The organism is Allobosea thiooxidans (assembly GCF_900168195.1).
GTDB lineage: Bacteria > Pseudomonadota > Alphaproteobacteria > Rhizobiales > Beijerinckiaceae > Allobosea > Allobosea thiooxidans.
The window spans coordinates 1-18,038 of sequence record NZ_FUYX01000022.1 but is presented as its reverse complement, the minus strand read 5'-3'; the positions used below and the strand labels follow the sequence as shown (position 1 = coordinate 18,038).

Annotated in this window: 19 protein-coding genes; 8 read left to right on the top strand and 11 right to left on the bottom strand. The window is 68.0% G+C overall.

Going from position 1 to position 18,038, the window contains the following annotated elements; genetic code table 11:
- Nucleotides 1–41 precede the first annotated feature (41 nt).
- A complete protein-coding gene (locus B5Y19_RS24265; RefSeq protein ID WP_038358122.1) occupies nucleotides 42–323 on the bottom strand; it encodes an acyl carrier protein in 282 nt (93 codons plus the stop codon).
- 204 nt (nucleotides 324–527) lie between these two features.
- Nucleotides 528–3,227: an aconitate hydratase AcnA gene (gene acnA, locus B5Y19_RS24260; RefSeq protein WP_055730694.1), complete on the bottom strand. Its 2,700-nt coding sequence runs from the start codon at nucleotides 3,225–3,227 to the stop codon at nucleotides 528–530.
- Between the two features lie 219 nt (nucleotides 3,228–3,446).
- On the opposite strand from acnA, the gene ccmA reads away from it, so the two are divergent.
- Together ccmA and ccmB are read left to right on the top strand one after the other, a co-directional pair.
- On the top strand, nucleotides 3,447–4,070 hold the full coding sequence (gene ccmA, locus B5Y19_RS24255) for a heme ABC exporter ATP-binding protein CcmA (protein ID WP_055730716.1): 624 nt from the start codon (nucleotides 3,447–3,449) through the stop codon (nucleotides 4,068–4,070).
- Nucleotides 4,067–4,735, top strand: a complete 669-nt coding sequence (gene ccmB / locus B5Y19_RS24250) for a heme exporter protein CcmB (protein ID WP_055730695.1) — start codon at nucleotides 4,067–4,069, stop codon at nucleotides 4,733–4,735. The genes ccmA and ccmB overlap by 4 nt, the downstream gene beginning before the upstream one ends.
- Here ccmB and B5Y19_RS24245 read toward each other — a convergent pair.
- The gene (locus B5Y19_RS24245; protein ID WP_055730696.1) at nucleotides 4,723–4,965 is read right to left on the bottom strand and encodes a hypothetical protein; all 243 of its coding nucleotides are present in this window, start codon (nucleotides 4,963–4,965) and stop codon (nucleotides 4,723–4,725) included. The genes ccmB and B5Y19_RS24245 overlap by 13 nt on opposite strands.
- Before the next feature lie 293 nt (nucleotides 4,966–5,258).
- Between B5Y19_RS24245 and B5Y19_RS24240 the strand changes: the two genes are divergently transcribed.
- The 3 genes from B5Y19_RS24240 to B5Y19_RS24230 are packed head-to-tail and all read left to right on the top strand — an operon-like array spanning nucleotide 5,259 to nucleotide 6,792.
- Nucleotides 5,259–6,023, top strand: a complete 765-nt coding sequence (locus B5Y19_RS24240) for a heme ABC transporter permease (protein WP_055730697.1) — start codon at nucleotides 5,259–5,261, stop codon at nucleotides 6,021–6,023.
- Nucleotides 6,020–6,205, top strand: a complete 186-nt coding sequence (ccmD, locus tag B5Y19_RS24235; protein ID WP_055730698.1) for a heme exporter protein CcmD — start codon at nucleotides 6,020–6,022, stop codon at nucleotides 6,203–6,205. The genes B5Y19_RS24240 and ccmD overlap by 4 nt, the downstream gene beginning before the upstream one ends.
- Entirely contained in the window at nucleotides 6,202–6,792 is a 591-nt protein-coding gene (locus tag B5Y19_RS24230; protein ID WP_055730699.1) for a DsbE family thiol:disulfide interchange protein, read from the top strand. Before ccmD ends, B5Y19_RS24230 begins: the two co-directional genes overlap by 4 nt.
- Nucleotides 6,793–6,918: 126 nt before the next feature.
- On the opposite strand, the gene purQ is transcribed toward B5Y19_RS24230, so the two are convergent.
- The 4 genes from purQ to purC all read right to left on the bottom strand — a co-directional run bounded on the left by purQ (nucleotide 6,919) and on the right by purC (nucleotide 9,361).
- Nucleotides 6,919–7,614 (bottom strand): phosphoribosylformylglycinamidine synthase subunit PurQ, encoded by a 696-nt coding sequence (gene purQ / locus B5Y19_RS24225; RefSeq protein ID WP_055730700.1) that lies wholly within the window; start codon nucleotides 7,612–7,614, stop codon nucleotides 6,919–6,921.
- A gap of 3 nt (nucleotides 7,615–7,617) precedes the next feature.
- A complete protein-coding gene (purS, locus tag B5Y19_RS24220) occupies nucleotides 7,618–7,860 on the bottom strand; it encodes a phosphoribosylformylglycinamidine synthase subunit PurS (protein WP_055730701.1) in 243 nt (80 codons plus the stop codon).
- An 83-nt stretch (nucleotides 7,861–7,943) separates the two neighbouring features.
- The gene (locus B5Y19_RS24215) at nucleotides 7,944–8,525 is read right to left on the bottom strand and encodes a hypothetical protein (protein WP_055730702.1); all 582 of its coding nucleotides are present in this window, start codon (nucleotides 8,523–8,525) and stop codon (nucleotides 7,944–7,946) included.
- Between the two features lie 41 nt (nucleotides 8,526–8,566).
- Complete coding sequence (purC, locus tag B5Y19_RS24210) at nucleotides 8,567–9,361, bottom strand: phosphoribosylaminoimidazolesuccinocarboxamide synthase (RefSeq protein ID WP_055730703.1); 795 nt, start codon at nucleotides 9,359–9,361, stop codon at nucleotides 8,567–8,569.
- 321 nt (nucleotides 9,362–9,682) lie between these two features.
- Here purC and B5Y19_RS24205 point away from each other — a divergent pair, with 321 nt between their 5' ends.
- Nucleotides 9,683–10,006 (top strand): DUF1476 domain-containing protein, encoded by a 324-nt coding sequence (locus B5Y19_RS24205; protein WP_055730717.1) that lies wholly within the window; start codon nucleotides 9,683–9,685, stop codon nucleotides 10,004–10,006.
- Nucleotides 10,007–10,094: 88 nt separating this feature from the next.
- Here the strand turns inward: B5Y19_RS24205 and B5Y19_RS24200 are convergent, their stop codons facing one another.
- Nucleotides 10,095–11,666 carry an alkaline phosphatase D family protein gene (locus tag B5Y19_RS24200; protein ID WP_055730704.1) on the bottom strand — a complete coding sequence of 524 codons (1,572 nt, stop codon included), beginning with the start codon at nucleotides 11,664–11,666 and terminating at the stop codon, nucleotides 10,095–10,097.
- A gap of 356 nt (nucleotides 11,667–12,022) precedes the next feature.
- Here B5Y19_RS24200 and B5Y19_RS24195 point away from each other — a divergent pair, with 356 nt between their 5' ends.
- Nucleotides 12,023–12,802 carry an HpcH/HpaI aldolase family protein gene (locus B5Y19_RS24195; RefSeq protein WP_055730705.1) on the top strand — a complete coding sequence of 260 codons (780 nt, stop codon included), beginning with the start codon at nucleotides 12,023–12,025 and terminating at the stop codon, nucleotides 12,800–12,802.
- 52 nt (nucleotides 12,803–12,854) lie between these two features.
- On the opposite strand, the gene B5Y19_RS24190 is transcribed toward B5Y19_RS24195, so the two are convergent.
- Nucleotides 12,855–13,499: a DNA-3-methyladenine glycosylase family protein gene (locus B5Y19_RS24190; protein WP_055730706.1), complete on the bottom strand. Its 645-nt coding sequence runs from the start codon at nucleotides 13,497–13,499 to the stop codon at nucleotides 12,855–12,857.
- 87 nt (nucleotides 13,500–13,586) lie between these two features.
- Between B5Y19_RS24190 and gluQRS the strand changes: the two genes are divergently transcribed.
- Complete coding sequence (gene gluQRS / locus B5Y19_RS24185; protein ID WP_055730707.1) at nucleotides 13,587–14,483, top strand: tRNA glutamyl-Q(34) synthetase GluQRS; 897 nt, start codon at nucleotides 13,587–13,589, stop codon at nucleotides 14,481–14,483.
- 10 nt (nucleotides 14,484–14,493) lie between these two features.
- On the opposite strand, the gene B5Y19_RS24180 is transcribed toward gluQRS, so the two are convergent.
- Nucleotides 14,494–15,411, bottom strand: a complete 918-nt coding sequence (locus B5Y19_RS24180; protein WP_079592277.1) for an AEC family transporter — start codon at nucleotides 15,409–15,411, stop codon at nucleotides 14,494–14,496.
- A 113-nt stretch (nucleotides 15,412–15,524) separates the two neighbouring features.
- Nucleotides 15,525–17,552 carry a M23 family metallopeptidase gene (locus tag B5Y19_RS24175; RefSeq protein ID WP_055730709.1) on the bottom strand — a complete coding sequence of 676 codons (2,028 nt, stop codon included), beginning with the start codon at nucleotides 17,550–17,552 and terminating at the stop codon, nucleotides 15,525–15,527.
- Nucleotides 17,553–18,038 lie beyond the last annotated feature (486 nt).

The window sequence follows — 18,038 nt, the reverse complement described above, 5'->3', positions numbered from 1 at the left end:
AGCGGGGCGCCGGCTCAAGTCCGGCGGCCTCGGCCCAGGCGTTACGCCTTCTTGGCGGCGACGAGGTCGTCGATGCGCTTGCACAGGTTCTCGAGCACGAAATACTGCTCGGCCGGAGCCTTGCCCTCGTTGACTTCCTGCGTCCACTGCTCGAGCGGCAGCTTGATGCCGAAGGCCTTGTCGATCGCGAAGGCGATGTCGAGGAAGGCGAGGGAGTCGATGCCGAGATCGTCGATCGCGTGGCTCTGCGGCGTGATCTTCTCGCGCGGAATATCGCAGGTTTCGGAAATGATGCCGGCGACCGTCTCGAACGTGGCGGACATGCTGCGGGTGCTCCCGTCTGTTGTCGATGATGGCGGACGACATCCGAGCGCGGGATGTCGCCTGCGCCTGCCCCAAGTCGCCACCGAGGATGACTGAACCGCCCCCTTACACTGCGGCGCGCGCGAGGACAACCGGGGCGGGGCTTGAATGCAACATGGCCGGCTTGCGCCGGCCATGTCGTCTCGATGCCGGCCTGTTCGGGCTCAGGCGGCGAGGCCGCGCAGCACGTAGTGGAGGATGCCGGCGTTCTTGAAGTAGTCGATCTCGTCCAGCGTATCGATGCGGCAGAGGATCGGCACCTTCTTCATCGAGCCGTCGGCATAGGTGATCTCGGCTTCCATCATCTGGCGCGGCTTGACGTTGGCCAGGCCCTTGATGGTGACGAGTTCGTCGCCCTTGAGGTCGAGCGAGGCCCAGCTGGTGCCTTCCGCCAGGGTGAAGGGCACGACGCCCATGCCGACCAGGTTCGAGCGGTGGATGCGCTCGAAGCTCTGGGCGATCACTGCCTTGACGCCGAGCAGGTTCGTGCCCTTCGCCGCCCAGTCGCGCGAGGAGCCATTGCCGTATTCGACGCCGGCGAAGATCACCAGCGGAACGTTCTCGTGCTGGTAGCGCATCGCTGCGTCGTAGATCGGCAGCTCTTCCTTCGACGGGTAGTGGATGGTGTAGCCGCCCTCGCGCCCGTTCGGGCCGAGCATGTGGTTGCGGATGCGGATGTTGGCGAAGGTGCCCCGCATCATCACCTCATGGTTGCCGCGGCGCGTGCCGTACTGGTTGAAGTCGGCCACGGCGACGCCGTGCTCGGTGAGATAGGCGCCGGCCGGAGAGGCGGCCTTGATCGAACCGGCCGGGGAGATGTGGTCGGTGGTGATCTTGTCGCCGAACAGGCCGAGGATGCGCGCGCCGGCGATGTCGGAGACCGCGGCCGGCTTCTTGCCCATACCCTGGAAATAGGGCGGGTTCTGCACATAGGTCGAATCGTCATCCCAGGCATAGGTCTCGCTCTTGGGAGCGTCGACCGCCTGCCAGTGCGCATCGCCCTTGAAGACGTCGGCGTATTTGGCCTCGAAGATAGCGCGGGTGACGTTCTGCTGGATGAAGTCCTGGATCTCCTTGTTGGAGGGCCAGATGTCCTTCAGATAGACGTCCTTGCCGTCCGAGCCCTGGCCGAGCGGCTGGGTCGTCAGGTCCATCTGGACCGAGCCGGCGAGCGCATAGGCGACGACCAGCGGCGGCGAGGCGAGATAATTCGCCTGCACGTCCGGCGAGACGCGGCCTTCGAAGTTGCGGTTGCCGGAGATGACGGCGCCCGCGATCAGGCCCTTCTCGTTGATGGTCTTCGAGATCGGCGCCGGCAGCGGGCCGGAATTGCCGATGCAGGTGGTGCAGCCGAAGCCGACCAGGTTGAAGCCGAGCTTGTCGAGGTCGGCCTGCAGGCCGGCCTTCGCAAGATACTCGGCGACGACCTGCGAGCCGGGCGCGAGCGAGGTCTTCACCCAGGGCTTGACCTTGAGGCCCTTCGCCACGGCGTTGCGGGCGAGCAGGCCCGCCGCCATCAGCACCGACGGGTTCGAGGTGTTGGTGCAGGAGGTGATGGCGGCGATGACGACGTCGCCATGGCCGAGATCGAAGTTCTCGCCCTCGACTTGCACGCGGCGCGAAAGCTCGCCGCCCTTCTTGTAGTCGGTCTCCATCGCAGCGGCGAAGCCGGCCTTGACGGCGGAGAGATCGACGCGGCCTTCCGGACGCTTCGGGCCGGCCATCGAGGGCTGCACCGTCGAGAGATCGAGCTCGAGCGTGTCGGTGAAGACCGGATCGGCGGTCTCGCGGGTGGCGAAGAGGCCCTGCGCCTTGCTGTAGGCCTCGACCAGCGCGATGCGGTCGGCCTTGCGGCCGGTGGTGGTGAGGTAGTCCAGCGTCTCGGCATCGACCGGGAAGAAACCGCAGGTCGCGCCGTATTCCGGGCCCATATTGGCGATCGTCGCGCGATCGGCCAGCGTCAGGTTGTAGAGGCCGGGGCCGAAGAACTCGACGAACTTGCCGACGACGCCCTTCTTGCGCAGCATCTGGGTGACGGTGAGCACGAGGTCGGTGGCGGTGATGCCTTCCTTGAGCGCGCCGGTCAGCTTGAAGCCGATGACCTCCGGCAGCAGCATCGACTGCGGCTGGCCGAGCATGGCGGCCTCGGCCTCGATGCCGCCGACGCCCCAGCCGAGAACGGCGAGGCCGTTGACCATGGTGGTGTGCGAGTCGGTGCCGACGAGCGTGTCGGGATAGGCGACCTCGACCTCGACGCCGTCGATCGTCTCGTTACGGGTCCAGACGGTCTGGGCGAGATATTCCAGGTTGACCTGGTGACAGATGCCGGTGCCGGGCGGCACGACGCGGAAATTATCGAAGGCACCCTGGCCCCATTTCAGGAACTTGTAGCGCTCGGCGTTGCGCTCGTATTCGAGCTCGACGTTCTTGGCGAAGGCCCTAGGCGAACCGAACTCGTCGACGATGACGGAGTGGTCGATGACGAGGTCGACCGGGACGAGCGGGTTGATCTTCTGGGCGTCGCCGCCGAGTGCCTTGACGCCGTCGCGCATCGCGGCGAGGTCGACGACGGCGGGAACGCCGGTGAAGTCCTGCATCAACACACGGGCCGGGCGGAAGCCGATTTCCTTGCCGGCCTTGCCCTTGTCCTCGAGCCAGCCGACGAAATTCTCGATGTCGGCCTTGGAGACCGAGCGGCCATCCTCGAAGCGCAGCAGGTTCTCGAGCAGCACCTTCATCGAGAAGGGCAGCTTCGAGATGCCCGGCAGGCCGTTCTTCTCGGCGTCGGGGAGGGAGTAATAGGTGTAGGTCTTGCCAGCGACGGTGAGCGTCTTGCGGGCTTTGAAGGAGTCGAGCGAGGCCATTCGGGCTTGATCCTGATCAAGGGGTTGCGGTCGCGAGCGGCTCGCCCTTGCGGACGGCGCCGTTCGAAGGCCTAATGCGCATGACGCGCGCGCCGCCTCGGGAGTGCCCGAGCCCCGCGCCGGATCGGCGTGCGGCGTAGCCGCGGGTTCTATAGAGCAATTCCAAGAAGCGCGCTAGATGAACGAAATGTGGTCGCATGCATCGGCGGCAGCTCTGCCTTGACGCCAGGTTCCTTCTCCCCGACGCGCCTTCTTGCGGAGAATCTCGCTTGCCGCCGCGGCGGCCGGCTGATCTTCGAGCGCTTGAGCTTCAGCCTCGCCTCGGGTGAGGCGATCGCGCTGACCGGGCGCAACGGCGCCGGCAAGTCCAGCCTGATCGCCATGCTGTGCGGCCGGCTGCGCCCCGACGGCGGCAGCATCCTGCTCGAGGGCGCGGGCGACGAGCCGGCGCTCGCCGAGAATTCGCATCTGGTCGGCCACCGCGACGGGCTCAAGACGGCGCTGACGGCGGGCGAAAATCTCGCCTTTGCCCAGGCGGTCCTCGGCGACGCGGCCCTGGCGCCGGCGGAGGCGCTTGCGGTCGTCGGCCTCGCCCATGCGGCGGAACTGCCGGTCGGCTATCTCTCGGCCGGGCAGCGGCGGCGCGTGGCCCTGGCGCGGCTCCTGGTCTCGCGACGCCCTTACTGGCTGCTCGACGAGCCGATGTCGGCCCTCGACACCGCCTCCCAGGCGATGCTGGCCGGGCTGATGCGCGACCATCTCGCCCAGGGCGGCGCAATTCTCGCCGCGACGCATGGACCGCTCGGCCTCGACGGCGCGCGCGAACTCAGGATCGGCCCGTGACCCGTGCCTTCATCGCCATTCTCAAGCGCGATCTCGCGCTGGCGTCGCGGGCCGGGGGCGGGGGCGAGCTGGCTCTCGTCTTCTTCTTGACGCTGGTCGTGCTCGTGCCCTTCGCGCTCGGGCCCGATCTCAACCTGCTGTCGCGGATCGGGCCGGCGATCCTCTGGCTCGGCGCGCTGCTGTCGGTGCTGATCGGGCTCGACCGGCTGTTCCAGAGCGACGAGGAGGACGGCTCGCTCGACCTGATCCGGGCCTCAGCCCTGCCGCTGGAACTCGCCGTTCTGGCCAAGGGGCTGGCGCATTGGCTGACGACGGGCCTGCCGCTGGCGCTGATCACGCCGCTGCTCGGTCTGCTGGTCGCGTTGCCCGGCGAGGGCGTGCTGCCTCTGGTGGCGACGCTTCTGGTCGGCACGCCGGCGCTGAGCTTCATCGGCGCAGGCGGCGCGGCGCTGGCGGCGAGCCTCAGGCGCGGCGGGCTGATCGTCCCTGTGCTGGTCGCGCCGCTGACGGTGCCGGTGCTGATCTTCGGGGTTTCCGCCGCCAATGCGGCGCTGGGCGGCACGGTGCCGTTCCTGACGCCCTTCCTGATCCTCTGCGCGATCTCTCTGGCCGCGATCGTCGTCGGTACGGTCGCCGCTGCCGCGGCGCTGCGTCAGGCCGACTGAGCGTTTCCGGTCTTGGCACCACCGAGCTCGACCGCGCAGCCGCATTGCGCGGCCAGGCGGGCGACGGTCGCGATCACGGCATCGAGATCGACCTCGCCGACATCGTGCCGGCTGCGGATCTCCTCGGCGGTCGCGTAGAGGTCGATCACGAGGGACTGGCTGGCTTTCGAACGGATCGTCTGCTCGACTTCGCGCTGGACCTCGTCAGAAAGCTGAAGCCGCATCGTCATCCCCCGCATCGGAGCGACAGGCTAGAGGCTCGATCCGCGGCGCGCAAGCAAGCAAAACGGATGAAAACTGCAACAGCTTCAATGTGATAACGATTAGCCGGCGCCCTTACCGTGGGGCAGGCGCGGCCGGCGGCCGGAATTGCGCCGGCCATGCAAGGGCTTGCGCCGAAGCGTGCCGGTGCCGGACGCTCCGGTTCGTGATGTCGCAGCATGGCACGGCGCATTGCTTGGAAGCGGTCGAGATTGCTAAAAGCTGCCGCCATGGCACTTCAGCCCCCGACGATATGGCCCGCATGATGGCCAGCCTGATCGACCTCGCCAATCCGACGCGCTTCATGCGCTTCTCGGCGGCGCTGCTGCCGTGGCTCGCGACGGCCGCGACGCTGCTGATCCTCGCGGGGCTCTATCTCGCCTGGTTCGTGGCGCCGGCCGACTATCAGCAGGGCGAGACGATCCGCATCATGTTCATCCATGTGCCTGCCGCCTGGCTCGCCATGATGTTCTATTCGATGATGGCACTCTCGGCGTTGGGTACGCTGGTCTGGCGCCATCCGCTCGCCGATGTCGCGCAGAAGGCGGCAGCCCCGATCGGCGCCTGCTTCGCGCTGATCTGCCTGATCACCGGCGCACTCTGGGGCAAGCCGATGTGGGGGACCTACTGGGTCTGGGATGCGCGGCTGACATCCATGCTCGTGCTGCTGCTGATCTATCTCGGCCTCATCGCGCTCTGGCGCGTCCTCGACGAGCCGTCGCGGGCGGCACGGGCCGTCGCCATCCTGACGCTGGTCGGCTTCGTCAACGTGCCGATCATCAAATTCTCGGTCGACTGGTGGAACACGCTGCACCAGCCGGCCTCGGTGCTGCGCATGGGGGGGGCGACGATACACCCCTCGATGCTCTGGCCGCTGCTGATCCTGGCCGTCGGCTTCACGCTCTTCGCGCTGGCGCTGCACATGGCGGCGATGCGGGCCGAGATCATGCGTCGGCGCGTGCGCACCCTGACGATCCTCGAGGCCGAGCGGCTCGACCGGCTCGCGGCGCAGGGGATGCCGGCATGAGCGGCCTCCTCGCCGGTTTCGGGCCGCATGCCGGCTTCATCCTCGCCTCCTATGGCGCGGCAGCGCTCATCCTCGCCGGGCTGACGCTGGCGATCCTGCGCGATCACCGCGCCCAGAAACGGGCACTCGAGACGCTCGAGCGCCGCGGCGCCGGGCGTCGTTCGACCCGCGAGAGATCATGAACCCGACCGAAACGGCGCGACGCCGCTCGCCCCTGCTTTTCCTCATCCCGCTGCTCATCTTCGGCGGGCTCGCCATCGTCTTCGGCATCGGGCTGTTCTCGGGCGACAAGAGCAAGGTTCCATCCGCGCTGATCGGGCGTGTCGCGCCGGCGATCACGCTCGCGCCGCTGGAGGGCCTCCAGAAGGACGGCAAGCCGCTGCCGGCCTTCGGAAACGCCGATCTCGCGAAGGGGCAGGCGACGCTGGTCAATGTCTGGGCGAGCTGGTGCGCGCCCTGTCGCGTCGAGCATCCCGTGCTGATGGGTTTGGCCGAGACCGATGCGGTGAAGCAGGGCAAGGTCGCGCTGGTCGGGATGAACTACAAGGACGAGGCTGAGAATGCCCGCCGCTTCCTCGGCGCGCTCGGCAACCCGTTTTCGGCGGTCGGGGTGGACCGGGCCGGGCGCGCGGCGATCGAATGGGGCGTCTACGGCGTGCCCGAGACCTTCGTCATCGGGCCGGACGGGCATATCCTCGAGAAACATGTCGGTCCGCTCGACCAGGCCGCGGCAGGCAGGCTGCTGCAGCGGGCGCTGAAGGCGCGATAGCGCACGTCATGCTCGGGCTTGACCCGAGCATCTCATGCCAAAAGGGCGCCTTTTCCCGGAAGAGATTCTCGGGTCTGCGCTTCGCTTCGCCCGAGAATGACGTGCCTGTTCCGCCCGCAGCCTTTTTCAGGCCGCCTTGCGGCTGCCGACGAGGCTCTCGAACAGGCCGCGCCCATCGGTGCCACCGACCAGCGAATCGATCAGATTCTCCGGATGGGGCATCAGCCCGAGCACGTTGAGGCCGGGCGAATAGATGCCGGCGATGCCATTGAGCGAGCCGTTCGGATTGGCTTCCGGCGTGACGTTGCCCTGCGCGTCCGCGTAGCGGAAGGCGACGAGGCCTTCGCCTTCGAGGCGCGCGAGCGTCTCGGCATCGGTGATGTAGTTGCCCTCGCCATGGGCGATGCAGACGTCGATCGCCTGGCCCTTCGCATAGGCGCGGGTGAAGGCCGTATCGTTGCGCTCGACCTTCAGGTGCTGGCGCTTGCAGACGAATTTCAGGTTGGCATTGCGGACAAGGATGCCGGGGAGCAGCCCCGCCTCGCAGGCGATCTGGAAGCCGTTGCAGATGCCAAGCACGTAGCCGCCGCGCGCCGCATGGGCCCGGGTCGCGTCCATGATGTGGGCGCGGCCGGCGATGGCGCCGGTGCGCAGATAGTCGCCATAGGAGAAGCCGCCCGGCAGGACCATCAGATCGACGCCCTGCGGCAGCTCGGTGTCGCCGTGCCAGACATGAACGACTTCGGCGCCGGCCTGCTTCAGCGCCTTGGCGACGTCGCCGTCACGGTTGGAGCCCGGAAAGGTGATGACGGCGGCCTTCATGGTTCAGGCTCCGATCTCGACGCGGTAATTCTCGATTACGGTGTTGGCGAGGAGCTTTTCGCAGGCGGCCTTGAGGGCGGCCTCGGCGGCGGCCTTGTCGGCACCGGCGAGCTCGATGTCGAAGACCTTGCCCTGGCGGACCGAGTCGACGCCGTCGATGCCGAGCGACTTCAGCGCCCCCTCGATGGCCTTGCCCTGCGGATCGAGCACGCCGTTCTTCAGGGTGACGGTGACGCGGGCTTTCATGGGTATCTCCGGGCGAGCTTTCTGCGGGCTGCCTTAGCGGTGAATCGGGGCAGGCTCAACCGTTTCCCGCCGTTTCACGTGAATCAGCGGCTGCGCCAGGCCGCCTCGGCATCGCGCCGGGCGGCCGCGGCCGTGGCGCCGACGGCAAGCGCCAGGACGAACCGATCGGCCTCGCGGCCGTAGAGGATGGCGGTGACGGCCTGGCGGCCCGGCGTATCGAGCGAGCGGATCGTGACAAGGACGCCGCGCGCCTCGGCCGAATCGAGGCGGACGATGTCGGTCGCGCTCCGGGCCGGCTTCGGCTCGACCTTCTTCTTCTGGTTGCGCTCGGCCTTGCGGCGTTCGGCCGCCTTCGCCGCGGCCAGCCGGGCGAAGGCCTGGCCGAGGCTCGCGGGGCTCTCCGACAAGGCCTGCTCCATCTGCCGCGCGCGCTCGCCTTCGAGCGCGATCACCGCGGCGAAGCCCTGCTGCGTGCAGGTGTCGCGCGGACAGAACACCATTGCGCGCGCCTCGATGCCGTCATTCAGCACCCAGGAGCCGATCGGCAGCGGCTGCCAGCCCTGCGAAGCCGGCAGCTCGGTGATGCCGGGGCCGAAATGCTGCGAGCAGGCGGCGAGCAGCGCGCCGGCCAGAAGCACGAGCGCGACATGAAAACGGGAGCGCATGCGCTCCCGCTTCGAATGCGATGCCGTTCGCGCCGCGGCGCTCACTGCACCAGGCGCGGGCCGGTCGGGCCGGGGTTCTCGTTCTCGCCGAGAATGCCGAGACGGCGGGCGACCTCGGAATAGGCCTCGATCAGGCCGCCCATGTCGCGGCGGAACCGGTCCTTGTCCATCTTGTCCTTGGACCGGATGTCCCAGAGGCGGCAGGAATCCGGGCTGATCTCGTCGGCGACGACGATGCGCATCATCTCGCCTTCCCAGAGCCGGCCGGTCTCCATCTTGAAGTCGACGAGGCGGATGCCGGCGCCGAGGAAGAGGCCGGAGAGGAAGTCGTTGACGCGGATGGCGAGCGCCATGATGTCGTCGATCTCCTGCGGCGTTGCCCAGCCGAAGGCGGTGATGTGCTCCTCGGAGACCATCGGATCGCCGAGCGCGTCGTTCTTGTAATAGAACTCGATGATCGAGCGCGGCAGCTGCGTGCCTTCCTCGAGGCCCAGCCGGGTGGCCAGCGAGCCCGCGGCGACGTTGCGCACGACGACCTCGAGCGGAATGATCTCGACCTCGCGGATCAGCTGCTCGCGCATGTTCAGCCGGCGGATGAAATGCGTGGGAACGCCGATGTCGTTGAGGTTCGAGAAGATGTGCTCGGAGATGCGGTTGTTGAGCACGCCCTTGCCGTCGATCACTTCATGCTTCTTGGCATTGAAGGCGCTGGCGTCGTCCTTGAAATGCTGGATCAGCGTACCGGGCTCGGGTCCTTCATAGAGGACCTTCGCCTTGCCTTCGTAGATGCGACGGCGGCGATTCATGGGGATGTACCGTGGCTTGAGGAAATCCAAAGGTCGGCCCTTCTCTGGACGCGATGGGTCGCGGCGGGATCTTGGCCCCTGATCTTTTCGGTCCTGCCGCACGGCCCGGCGACCCGCTGGGGATCGATCCTCGGGCCGGCGCCGGCGCCGGTTGCTCGTGCGGAAGCCGGAAGGCGGCCGCAGCGCCTGCTATATGGAGCTTCCGGGCCGCAAACGCAACAAACCGCCTTTCGGCGGCTGCGGGAGGCTTAAGCGGCTCTGAATCTGGCGATGAGGCTGGCCCTCGCCGCGCCGCCGGCCTATATGATCGGGGAACAGGAAATCAGCCCCGCGAGAGGACATGGACGCCGCATGACGACCTTCGATCAACGCAAGGACGCCTTCGAGAACAAGTTCGCCCATGACGAGGAGCTGCGCTTCAAGGCGACGGCCCGGCGCAACAAGCTGCTCGGGCTGTGGGCGGCCGAGAAGCTCGGCAAGAGCGGTGCCGATGCGGAGGCCTATGCCAAGGCGGTCGTCGTCGCCGATTTCGAGGAAGCCGGCGACGAGGACGTGGTGCGCAAGGTCAAGAGCGATTTCGCGCTCGCCAACGTCAACACCTCCGATACCGAGATCCGCACCGTGATGACCGAGCTGCTGCTCAAGGCGGCCGAGGACATCCAGGCCGGGCGCTGATACGCCGGGTCGAGAAACTCCGATTCACGGAGCTCTTCAGCACGGCGTCGGCGAGCTTCTCGCCGACGCCGTGCGCGTTTTTATCGCGTCAAACGCGCTGCAGGCCGGCAATCCCCCACCTGGTTTCGTAGGCGGCCAAGGTGGCGATGCCCGACGCCGGATCACGGACATCGTCGACGGCTCGGAACTCGAACGACGCGCTGTCTCGCGTGAAGGTGCAGCGCGTGTAGCCGTGACGCTCGGCGTCGACAAACTGGATATGCGGATTCTCCGGAAGCGACGCGACATAGTTGCGGTGGTCGCCGAGGCGTGAGCTGATCGCGCCGCAGACGATGTGTGCCGAGACGGGATTCGAGCGCAGTTCCTGTCGTCGCGCCGGGACATTCGAAGCGACGAACCCGTGGATGTCGCCGCCGAGAACCACGGTGTCGCGGTTCGGTCGCGCGGCGATGAGATCGATGATGCGCTGGTGCGCGGCCGCATAGCCACCCCAGCCATCGGTATCGAAGCCGGTTCCGGAACCGCGCTTGCGTTCGAAGGGCGAGAACATGAGCTGCTGGCCGAGCAGCAGCCACCGCGCGCGGGCCGGTTCGGCGAGGCAGCGCGCCAACCAGGCTTCCTGATCCAGTCCGAGCATGGTCCGCTGCGGATCGAACGCATCCGCGCATTCTCCAGCCGAAACCAGGTGGTTGCGGTCGAGCTTCGGCGCCGGCGGGGGGCAGGCGAGCGGCGAGCGGTATTGCCGCTCGTCTAGCATGACGAGGTCGACCAGATCGCCAAACGCCAGGCGACGATAGAGCTGCGCATCGGGTCCCAGCGGGCGCTGGGCGCTCCGCAACGGCATATGCTCCCAATAGGCCTGATAGGCGGCGGCGCGCTGGCGCAGGAACGCGGCAGTGGGCGGGCGGGCCGGCGCATGATTGCCGGCATAGTCGTTTTCGACGTCGTGATCGTCCCAGATCGCGATCCACGGACAGGCAGCGTGCGCCTGCTGGATCGCCGGGTCGGTCTTGTACCAGGAGTGCATCAGGCGATAGTCGGCCAGCGTCTTGGGGACGTCGAAGGGGACGTCGCGCACCTTCTGCTTGGCTGCGGCGGCACTCGAGGAGGGAGCCTCGTAGATGTAGTCCCCGAGGTGCAGCACAAAATCGAGATCTTCCTCGGCCATCCGACGGTAGGCGGCCCAGTTTCCGTACATCCAATGCTGGCACGCAGCGGCCGCAAACCGCAGGCGCGGCACCTGCTGTCCCAGCGCGGGCGCGGTCCGGGTCCTGCCGGTCGGGCTCTCGTCGCCTCCGGAGCGAAAGCGGTACCAATAGGCGCGTCCAGGCTCCAGACCGCCCACTTCGACATGCACGGAATGACCAAGCTCCGGCATCGCCAAGGTGACGCCGGTTCGCGCGATATCCTGAAAGCGTTCGTCGCGGGCCAATTCCCAGATCACCTCGACGGGGGTCTCGCCCATGCCGCCATCCGCCGCGAGCGCATCGCGAACCAGCCGCGTCCACAGGACGATGCCGTCGGGCCATGGATCTCCGGAAGCGACACCGAGCTTGAAGAGGCCGCCGGTATTCGACCGAGCCTGGTTCACGCCGAGCGATGTCGACAGACCAATCCCGGCCGCCCCGGCGAGCATGTCGCGGCGCGTATACGACGTCATGGCTGGTTTCCTCCGATGAGCGGAACGCGGCCGGAAGCGGCTTCTTCGATCCGCGTGCCGGAAGGCTGCCAACGCCCTCGATGCGGGACAAATAGATTCTCGGACCCGAACAGATAGAAGAATCCGATCGAACCGGCAGGCTCGATGGAAACGGCGGCGTCGAAACGAGGGTTGCGGATGCCCGCACGCGGAGTGTCGCCGCTCCCGGATCCTCTCCGGCCGACCAGCCGCCCATCTGACGCAGGACGTCTCTGAGACGGGCGCATGGGCGCCCGTTTGCATTTCCGGGCCGGCCCGGGGCAACGTGCCGGGCAGCCGCGCCGCGCCGCGCGGGTCTCGAAACGGATGAACGCATCATGGCCAAGCCCACCGTCCTCGCCTCCCTCGCCGATCGCTTCGCCAGGGGCGACAGCGTCGTCTCGGCCTGGTGCGGCCTGCCCGATCCCTCGATCTCGGCGATCCTCGCCCAGGAGGATTTCGACGCGATCACCCTCGACATGCAGCACGGCCCGATCACGCTGGGCGAGGTGATCCGCGCGATCTCGCTGATCAACGCCGCCGGCAAGCCGGCGATCGCGCGCATCCCGGTCGGCGAGTTCCAGAACGTCTCGAAGCTGTTCGACGCCGGTGTCTCCGGGGTGATCGCGCCGATGATCAACACCATGGAGGATGCGCGTCGTTTCGCCGCCTATGCCAAGTACCCGCCGATGGGCGAGCGCAGCTGGGGCAGCTATGGCGGCCTCGGCGCGTCGGGTCTCGACCAGAACGGCTATCTCAAGGCGGCCAATGGCTTCTCGATGACCTTCGCGATGATCGAGACCCGCGAGGCGATGGCGATCGTCGACGACATCCTGGCGCTGGACGGGATCGATGCCCTCTTCGTGGGGCCGTCCGATCTGTCGATCGCGCTCTCGGGCGGGGCGAAGGTCGATGCCACCGCGCGCGAGGTCGACGAGGCGCTCAAGCATGTCGTCGCCCGCGCTTCGGCCGTGAACAAGCCGGTCGCGCTCTATGCGGCGAGTGCCGAGCGCGCCAAGGCGGGCCTCGATATGGGCGCGCGCATGGTCACGGTGATGAGCGATTCGGCGCTGCTGCGCGCCGCGACGCAGGCGGCGCTCAAGATCGTGCGCAGCTGAGCCATCCGGGCATCGGCTCCGAAAACCGTTTCCCGTTTTTCGGGCCGATGCTTCAGGCGTTGATGCCTTCGCGGCGCTTCAGCTGGGCGTAATAGGCCCAGAGCAGGCGCGCCGCGACGCCGCGCCACGGACGCCAGGCCTCTGCCATCGCCTGCAACTCCGCCGCCTTCGGCCGCTCCTCCAGGCCGAAGGCGTGGCGCGCGGCCTCCTGGATGGCAAGGTCGCCGGCGGCGAAGCCGTCGCGATGGCCGAGGCAGAACAGCAGATAGACATCGGCCGTCCAGGGGCCGATGCCGGAGATCGCGGTCATCTGCGCATGGACCTCCTCGGGCGTGGCCCGTTCGAGGGCCTCGAAGACGAAGCGCCCTTCGGCGAGGGCGGAGGCGAGCGCGAGCAGGGTGCGCTGCTTCGGCCGCGACAGGCCCGAGAGGCGCATGTCGTCATCCGTGGCGGCGAGCACCCGTGCCGGCGTCAGCGGCACGAAGACGCTCTCGAAACGGTTCCAGACGGCCCGGGCGCTGGCGACCGACAATTGCTGCGAGACGATGATCGAGGCGAGCCCGACGAAGCCGCCTTCGCGCAGCCTCAGCGGCGGCAGCCCGGTGCGCTCGACGATGGTTTTCCAGTCCGGATGCAGCGCGGCCAACGCCGCCATGCCTTCCTCGAGGTCGCTGTTGCAGGTGATTCGTTCGGTCATCGCGCCAACATTGATGAGGCAGGAGCCGGCTCGCGTCAGCAGCGGGGAACGCTTGGCGGGCGGCGCCCGGCCTCCTAGACAAAAGCCATGGCGTTCATTCCACCCGATTCCCGCAAGCCGGTCTTCCGCTTCGCGCCGAGCCCGAACGGACGGCTGCATCTCGGCCATGCGCTGTCGGCCCTGACCAACGAGGCGCTGGCGCGAAAGGCAGGCGGGCGCCTGCTGCTGCGGATCGAGGATATCGACCTCGCCCGTTCGCGTCCGGAATTCGTCGCCGGGATCATCGAGGATCTCGGCTGGCTCGGAATCGTGTTCGAGCCCGGCATCCGCCGGCAGTCCCGGCATTTCGAGGATTATGGCGCGGCGTTGCGGAGGCTGCAGGCGCGGGGATTGGTCTATCCCTGCTTTTGCTCGCGCCAGGAGATCCGCGCCGAGGTTGCGGCGCGGGAGGCCGGGACAGGCCGACCCTGGCCGCTCGATCCGGATGGGGCGCCGCTCTATCCCGGCCGTTGCAAGGCGCTCGCGCCGGAGGAGGCGGCAAGGCGGATCGCGGCCGGCGCGCCGCATGTGCTGCGCCTCGACATGGCGAAGGCCCTGGCGGCGACGGGGAATGCGCTCGGCTATGTGGTCTTCGAGGCCGACGGCTCCCGCCGCGAGGTCGAAGTCAGGCCCGAGCGCTGGGGCGATGTCGTGCTCGCCCGCAAGGACGTGCCGACGAGCTACCACCTCGCCGTCGTCGTCGACGATGCCCTGCAGGGAGTGAGCCATGTCGTGCGCGGGCGGGACCTGGAAGCCGCCACCGATATCCATGTCGTGCTGCAGCGGCTGCTCGGGCTGCCGACGCCGCTCTACCATTTCCACCGCCTGCTGCTCGACGAGGACGGACGCAAGCTCGCCAAGAGCCGGCAGTCGGAAAGTCTGGCGGAATTGCGGGCGGAAGGCGTTCAGCCGGCGGATATCCGCCGGCAACTGGGGTTCAGTTGAAACATCAGCTTCAACCGACGCCGAGGAAGGTCAGCCAGGCGGCGGTGGTGAACAGCGACAGCAGCGTGGAGAGCGTGATCGCGCTGGATGCATCGGCCACGCCCTGGCGGTAGCGCTCGGCGAAGAGATAGGCGTTGATGCCGCAGGGGCAGGCGGCGAACAGCACGGCGACGCCGGACCAGTGAGCCGGCATGTCGAAGACCGCGGTCGCGAGCCAGTAGACCAGCAGCGGATGCAGGCCGAGCTTCAGCCCGCTCAGCACCGTGGGCAGCGCCAGGCCCGATTCCAGCCCGTAGCGGCGCATCGCGATGCCGAGGCTGATCAGCGCGCAGGGGACGGCGGCTCCCGCGAGCAGGTCGACCAGGGTCCAGACCGGGGTCGGGATGAGAGGCACGATTGGGCGGACGGCCGATCCGAGCAGGATGCCGACGATGATCGGATGGGTGACGAGCCGCTTGAGCAGCAGCGGGATCGAGGCGCTGCGGCCTTCCGCCAGCAGCGTCGCCACCGTCATCGTCACCGGCAGGTGGATGGCGAGCAGCAGGCCGAGCGGCACGGCGCCGGCATCGCCATAGGCCTTCAGGATCATCGGGACGCCGACGAAGACGGTGTTCGACTGTGCGGCGGCGAAGCCGGAGACCACCAGTTCGGGGCCCTTGCGCGCGAAGAACCTGGCGGCGATCGCCATGGCGAGAGCCCAGACCACGGCCAGCCCGGCGAAATAGGCGATCCAGTAGCCACAGGGCTGGGTCAGCGGGATGTCGGCCTTGGCGAGGGTGCGGAACAGCAGGCAGGGCACGGCCAGGACGAAGACGAAATCGGACAGACCTTCGCCCGTCGTTTCGCGCAGGAGCTTCGTCCAGCGCGCGACATAGCCGAGGCCGATCAGCCCGAAGACGGGCAGGACGACGAGGAGGGAAGCGAGCATGGGCCCGGTAACTCGCGCGAGAAAGGAAGCGACGCCCCGGCGGTGTCGCCTCGCGCCGGCAGTGTCAAGCCGTAGAAGCGGGGCACGCTCCGGATCGCGCGCCCGTCATGCGTTCAGCGCAATTGCGCGAGGGTGCCGCCGGCCTTCTCGATCAGGCCGCGGATCTCGTCGCGCTGGCGCCGGAACTCGGCCAGGGTCGTGCCCTGCAGCTCGCGCCCGCGCGGCACGCGGATCTTCATCGGATTGACGAAGTTGCCGTTGACCAGCACCTCGTAATGCAGATGCGGGCCGGTCGAGAGGCCGGTGCTGCCGAGATAGCCGATGACCTGGCCCTGCCGGACCTTGGCGCCGGGAACGATGCCGGACGCGAAGTTCGACTGGTGCGAATAGGTCGTGACGTAGCCGTTGGCGTGCTGGATCTCGGTGTGCTTGCCGTAGCCGGACGACCAGCCGGCCTTGGTGACGACGCCGTTGCCGGCGGCGAGGATCGGCGTGCCGATGCGGTTCGCCCAGTCGACGCCGGTATGCATCTTCGAATAGCGCATGATCGGGTGGTAGCGCATGCCGAAACCCGAGCGCAGCTCGCCATCGGCGATCGGCTTGCGCAGCAGGAACTTCTTCAGCGATTTCCCCTCCTCGTCGAAATAGTCGATGAGGCCGTCTTCGGGCGACTGGTAGCGATAGACCCGGCGCGCCTCGCCATTGACCGTCAGGGTCGCGGAGAGGATTTCGGCGCGCTCGCCCTCGTCCTCGTCGGTGAAGATCACCTCCAGATTGTCGCCGCCATGGACGCGCTGCTGGAAGTCGAGGTCATAGGAGAAGATCCGGACGAGCTCGTCGATCAGCGGCCGCGGCAGGTCGTGGCGCGCGCCGGTCTCGTAGAGGCTCTCATAGAGGCGGGCGCCGCCCGTGCCCTCATCCTCGTCCTCGTCATCCTCGGCATTGCGCCGCGGCGGGCGCTGCGGGCCGGCCGCATCCTGCCGCGGCAGGTCGACGGAAACGAAGCTGCCCTTGTCGCTCATCGCGACCGTGCCGTCCGGCTGGCCGTTGGTGAGGAGCGAGACCCGCATGATCTGGCGGGAGTCGCCCGGACGGGGGCCCGGCGCGTAGAGAACCTGGAGGACCTGGCCATCGGGCAGGGCCGCGGTCCGGACCTTGCCGCCGAAGGCCGTGATCATCGCGCGGACCTGCTCCGGCGTGGCGCCGGCCCCGCGCATCACCTGCTCGAAGTTCTCGCCGCGCTTGGCCATCACCAGCTTGTCCTCGACCAGGGGCTCCCGGGAGGCCGGGATCGGGGTCTTGGGCGCGTTGGTGACGTTCTCGGGCACGACCCGGACCTCGATGCCCGAGAAGCGGGTGTCGGTCGCCGGTGCATAGGCGAGGATGTCGGTGCCGGGGGCGGCCGCGCCGGTGAGCGTGCGGCTGAGCATCAGCTGGGGCGGGATCGGCAGGGCGCGCTGGCGGCCGGCGCTGACCAGATTGGCGCGCTCCTCCTCGACCTGCGAGATCACCTCGGCGTCGCTCAGCAGCGGCTTGCCGGCGGGGACCGTAACATCGGCGAGATCGCGCTTGACGATGGTGACGTCGGCATCCGGCATGTCCTGGACCGGCTCGGCATAACGCTCCTCCGGCTGCCCGCCTTCGGCGAAGAGGCGCAGCGGATTGAAGGGCGGGACATTGGTCGCGTAGACGCCGGTGGTCAGGGACAGGTTCGAGGCGAGGCGCACGAAGGGGCGCACCCGGATGACCTCGCGGTCACCGACCCGTTGCGACATCGGCGCGCGCATGGCGTGCCGGGCCGACATGATCGGCTGGTCGGCGACGAGCTTGTCGGCCTTGCGCGCGCCGCCGCCGTCGCCCGCCGTCGAGGACATCCGGACCGTGACGGTCTCGGGCGGCTCGGGATAGCTGGTGTCGCCACGCATCGCGACGAGGATGGCGGCGCCGAGAAGCGCCGCGCCGCAGGACCCGACCAGGGCGCAGGCGAAGAGCCAGCGCAGCGAGACGCCGCGCCGGTCGGGCGGCTGCTGGCGCGAATCGACCGGCCGAATCGGCGGCTCGATCCCGAGGTCGACCAGCAGGGCCGTCGCTTCGGGAGCGAGCGGCTCGGCTGGTTGCGCGAACTCGGGATGGGCGTTCATCGGGGCTGTGTCTTGAAGGCGGCTGTCGGAGGGGCGGTCTGTCGGGTTCTGGCTGTCTCTTGTCGTGGCAGGCCGTGACGAACTGCGCCGCCGCCAAACGGAGATTCCGGAGGAAGCGAAACGGTTCGAATGGCGTCCCGGCCGGAGACGACGCCGAGACCATGCCCGCGTCGTCCCCCGGAATCAATCCGTGAGCCTTTGCGGCGGCCCCCATCTGCCGGTCGATTGCGGCTGTTTTTGGAAGCGCAAACCGAACGCGCGCTCGCGCTCGCGTGCGCATGAGCCCCGGAAAAGCCGCCGCCGCGAAGCCCCATTTCGGGGGCGGTCACGACGTCTTTCGGAAGCCGTCAAAAAAACTTCATCGAGCGTGTTGACATCCGTTCCGGGCCTGGCCTATAAACCGCCCATCGAGACGGCGCCGCCGCTGAGCGGCGCTGTTGACGCGCTTCACTGACTGGCAGGGCGTTTGGTCCGGTGGGTTTGACC

What these genes read in the sequence shown, in the direction of transcription:
- B5Y19_RS24245 (WP_055730696.1), bottom strand. Translation starts at nt 4,965, where the DNA reads ATGACGATGCGGCTTCAGCTTTCTGACGAGGTCCAGCGCGAAGTCGAG.
- purS (WP_055730701.1), bottom strand. Translation starts at nt 7,860, where the DNA reads ATGAAAGCCCGCGTCACCGTCACCCTGAAGAACGGCGTGCTCGATCCG.
- B5Y19_RS24215 (WP_055730702.1), bottom strand. Translation starts at nt 8,525, where the DNA reads ATGCGCTCCCGTTTTCATGTCGCGCTCGTGCTTCTGGCCGGCGCGCTG.
- B5Y19_RS24265 (WP_038358122.1), bottom strand. Translation starts at nt 323, where the DNA reads ATGTCCGCCACGTTCGAGACGGTCGCCGGCATCATTTCCGAAACCTGC.
- acnA (WP_055730694.1), bottom strand. Translation starts at nt 3,227, where the DNA reads ATGGCCTCGCTCGACTCCTTCAAAGCCCGCAAGACGCTCACCGTCGCT.
- B5Y19_RS24240 (WP_055730697.1), top strand. Translation starts at nt 5,259, where the DNA reads ATGATGGCCAGCCTGATCGACCTCGCCAATCCGACGCGCTTCATGCGC.
- B5Y19_RS24195 (WP_055730705.1), top strand. Translation starts at nt 12,023, where the DNA reads ATGGCCAAGCCCACCGTCCTCGCCTCCCTCGCCGATCGCTTCGCCAGG.
- ccmD (WP_055730698.1), top strand. Translation starts at nt 6,020, where the DNA reads ATGAGCGGCCTCCTCGCCGGTTTCGGGCCGCATGCCGGCTTCATCCTC.
- gluQRS (WP_055730707.1), top strand. Translation starts at nt 13,587, where the DNA reads ATGGCGTTCATTCCACCCGATTCCCGCAAGCCGGTCTTCCGCTTCGCG.
- B5Y19_RS24180 (WP_079592277.1), bottom strand. Translation starts at nt 15,411, where the DNA reads ATGCTCGCTTCCCTCCTCGTCGTCCTGCCCGTCTTCGGGCTGATCGGC.
- B5Y19_RS24230 (WP_055730699.1), top strand. Translation starts at nt 6,202, where the DNA reads ATGAACCCGACCGAAACGGCGCGACGCCGCTCGCCCCTGCTTTTCCTC.
- B5Y19_RS24175 (WP_055730709.1), bottom strand. Translation starts at nt 17,552, where the DNA reads ATGAACGCCCATCCCGAGTTCGCGCAACCAGCCGAGCCGCTCGCTCCC.
- B5Y19_RS24190 (WP_055730706.1), bottom strand. Translation starts at nt 13,499, where the DNA reads ATGACCGAACGAATCACCTGCAACAGCGACCTCGAGGAAGGCATGGCG.
- B5Y19_RS24205 (WP_055730717.1), top strand. Translation starts at nt 9,683, where the DNA reads ATGACGACCTTCGATCAACGCAAGGACGCCTTCGAGAACAAGTTCGCC.
- B5Y19_RS24200 (WP_055730704.1), bottom strand. Translation starts at nt 11,666, where the DNA reads ATGACGTCGTATACGCGCCGCGACATGCTCGCCGGGGCGGCCGGGATT.
- purQ (WP_055730700.1), bottom strand. Translation starts at nt 7,614, where the DNA reads ATGAAGGCCGCCGTCATCACCTTTCCGGGCTCCAACCGTGACGGCGAC.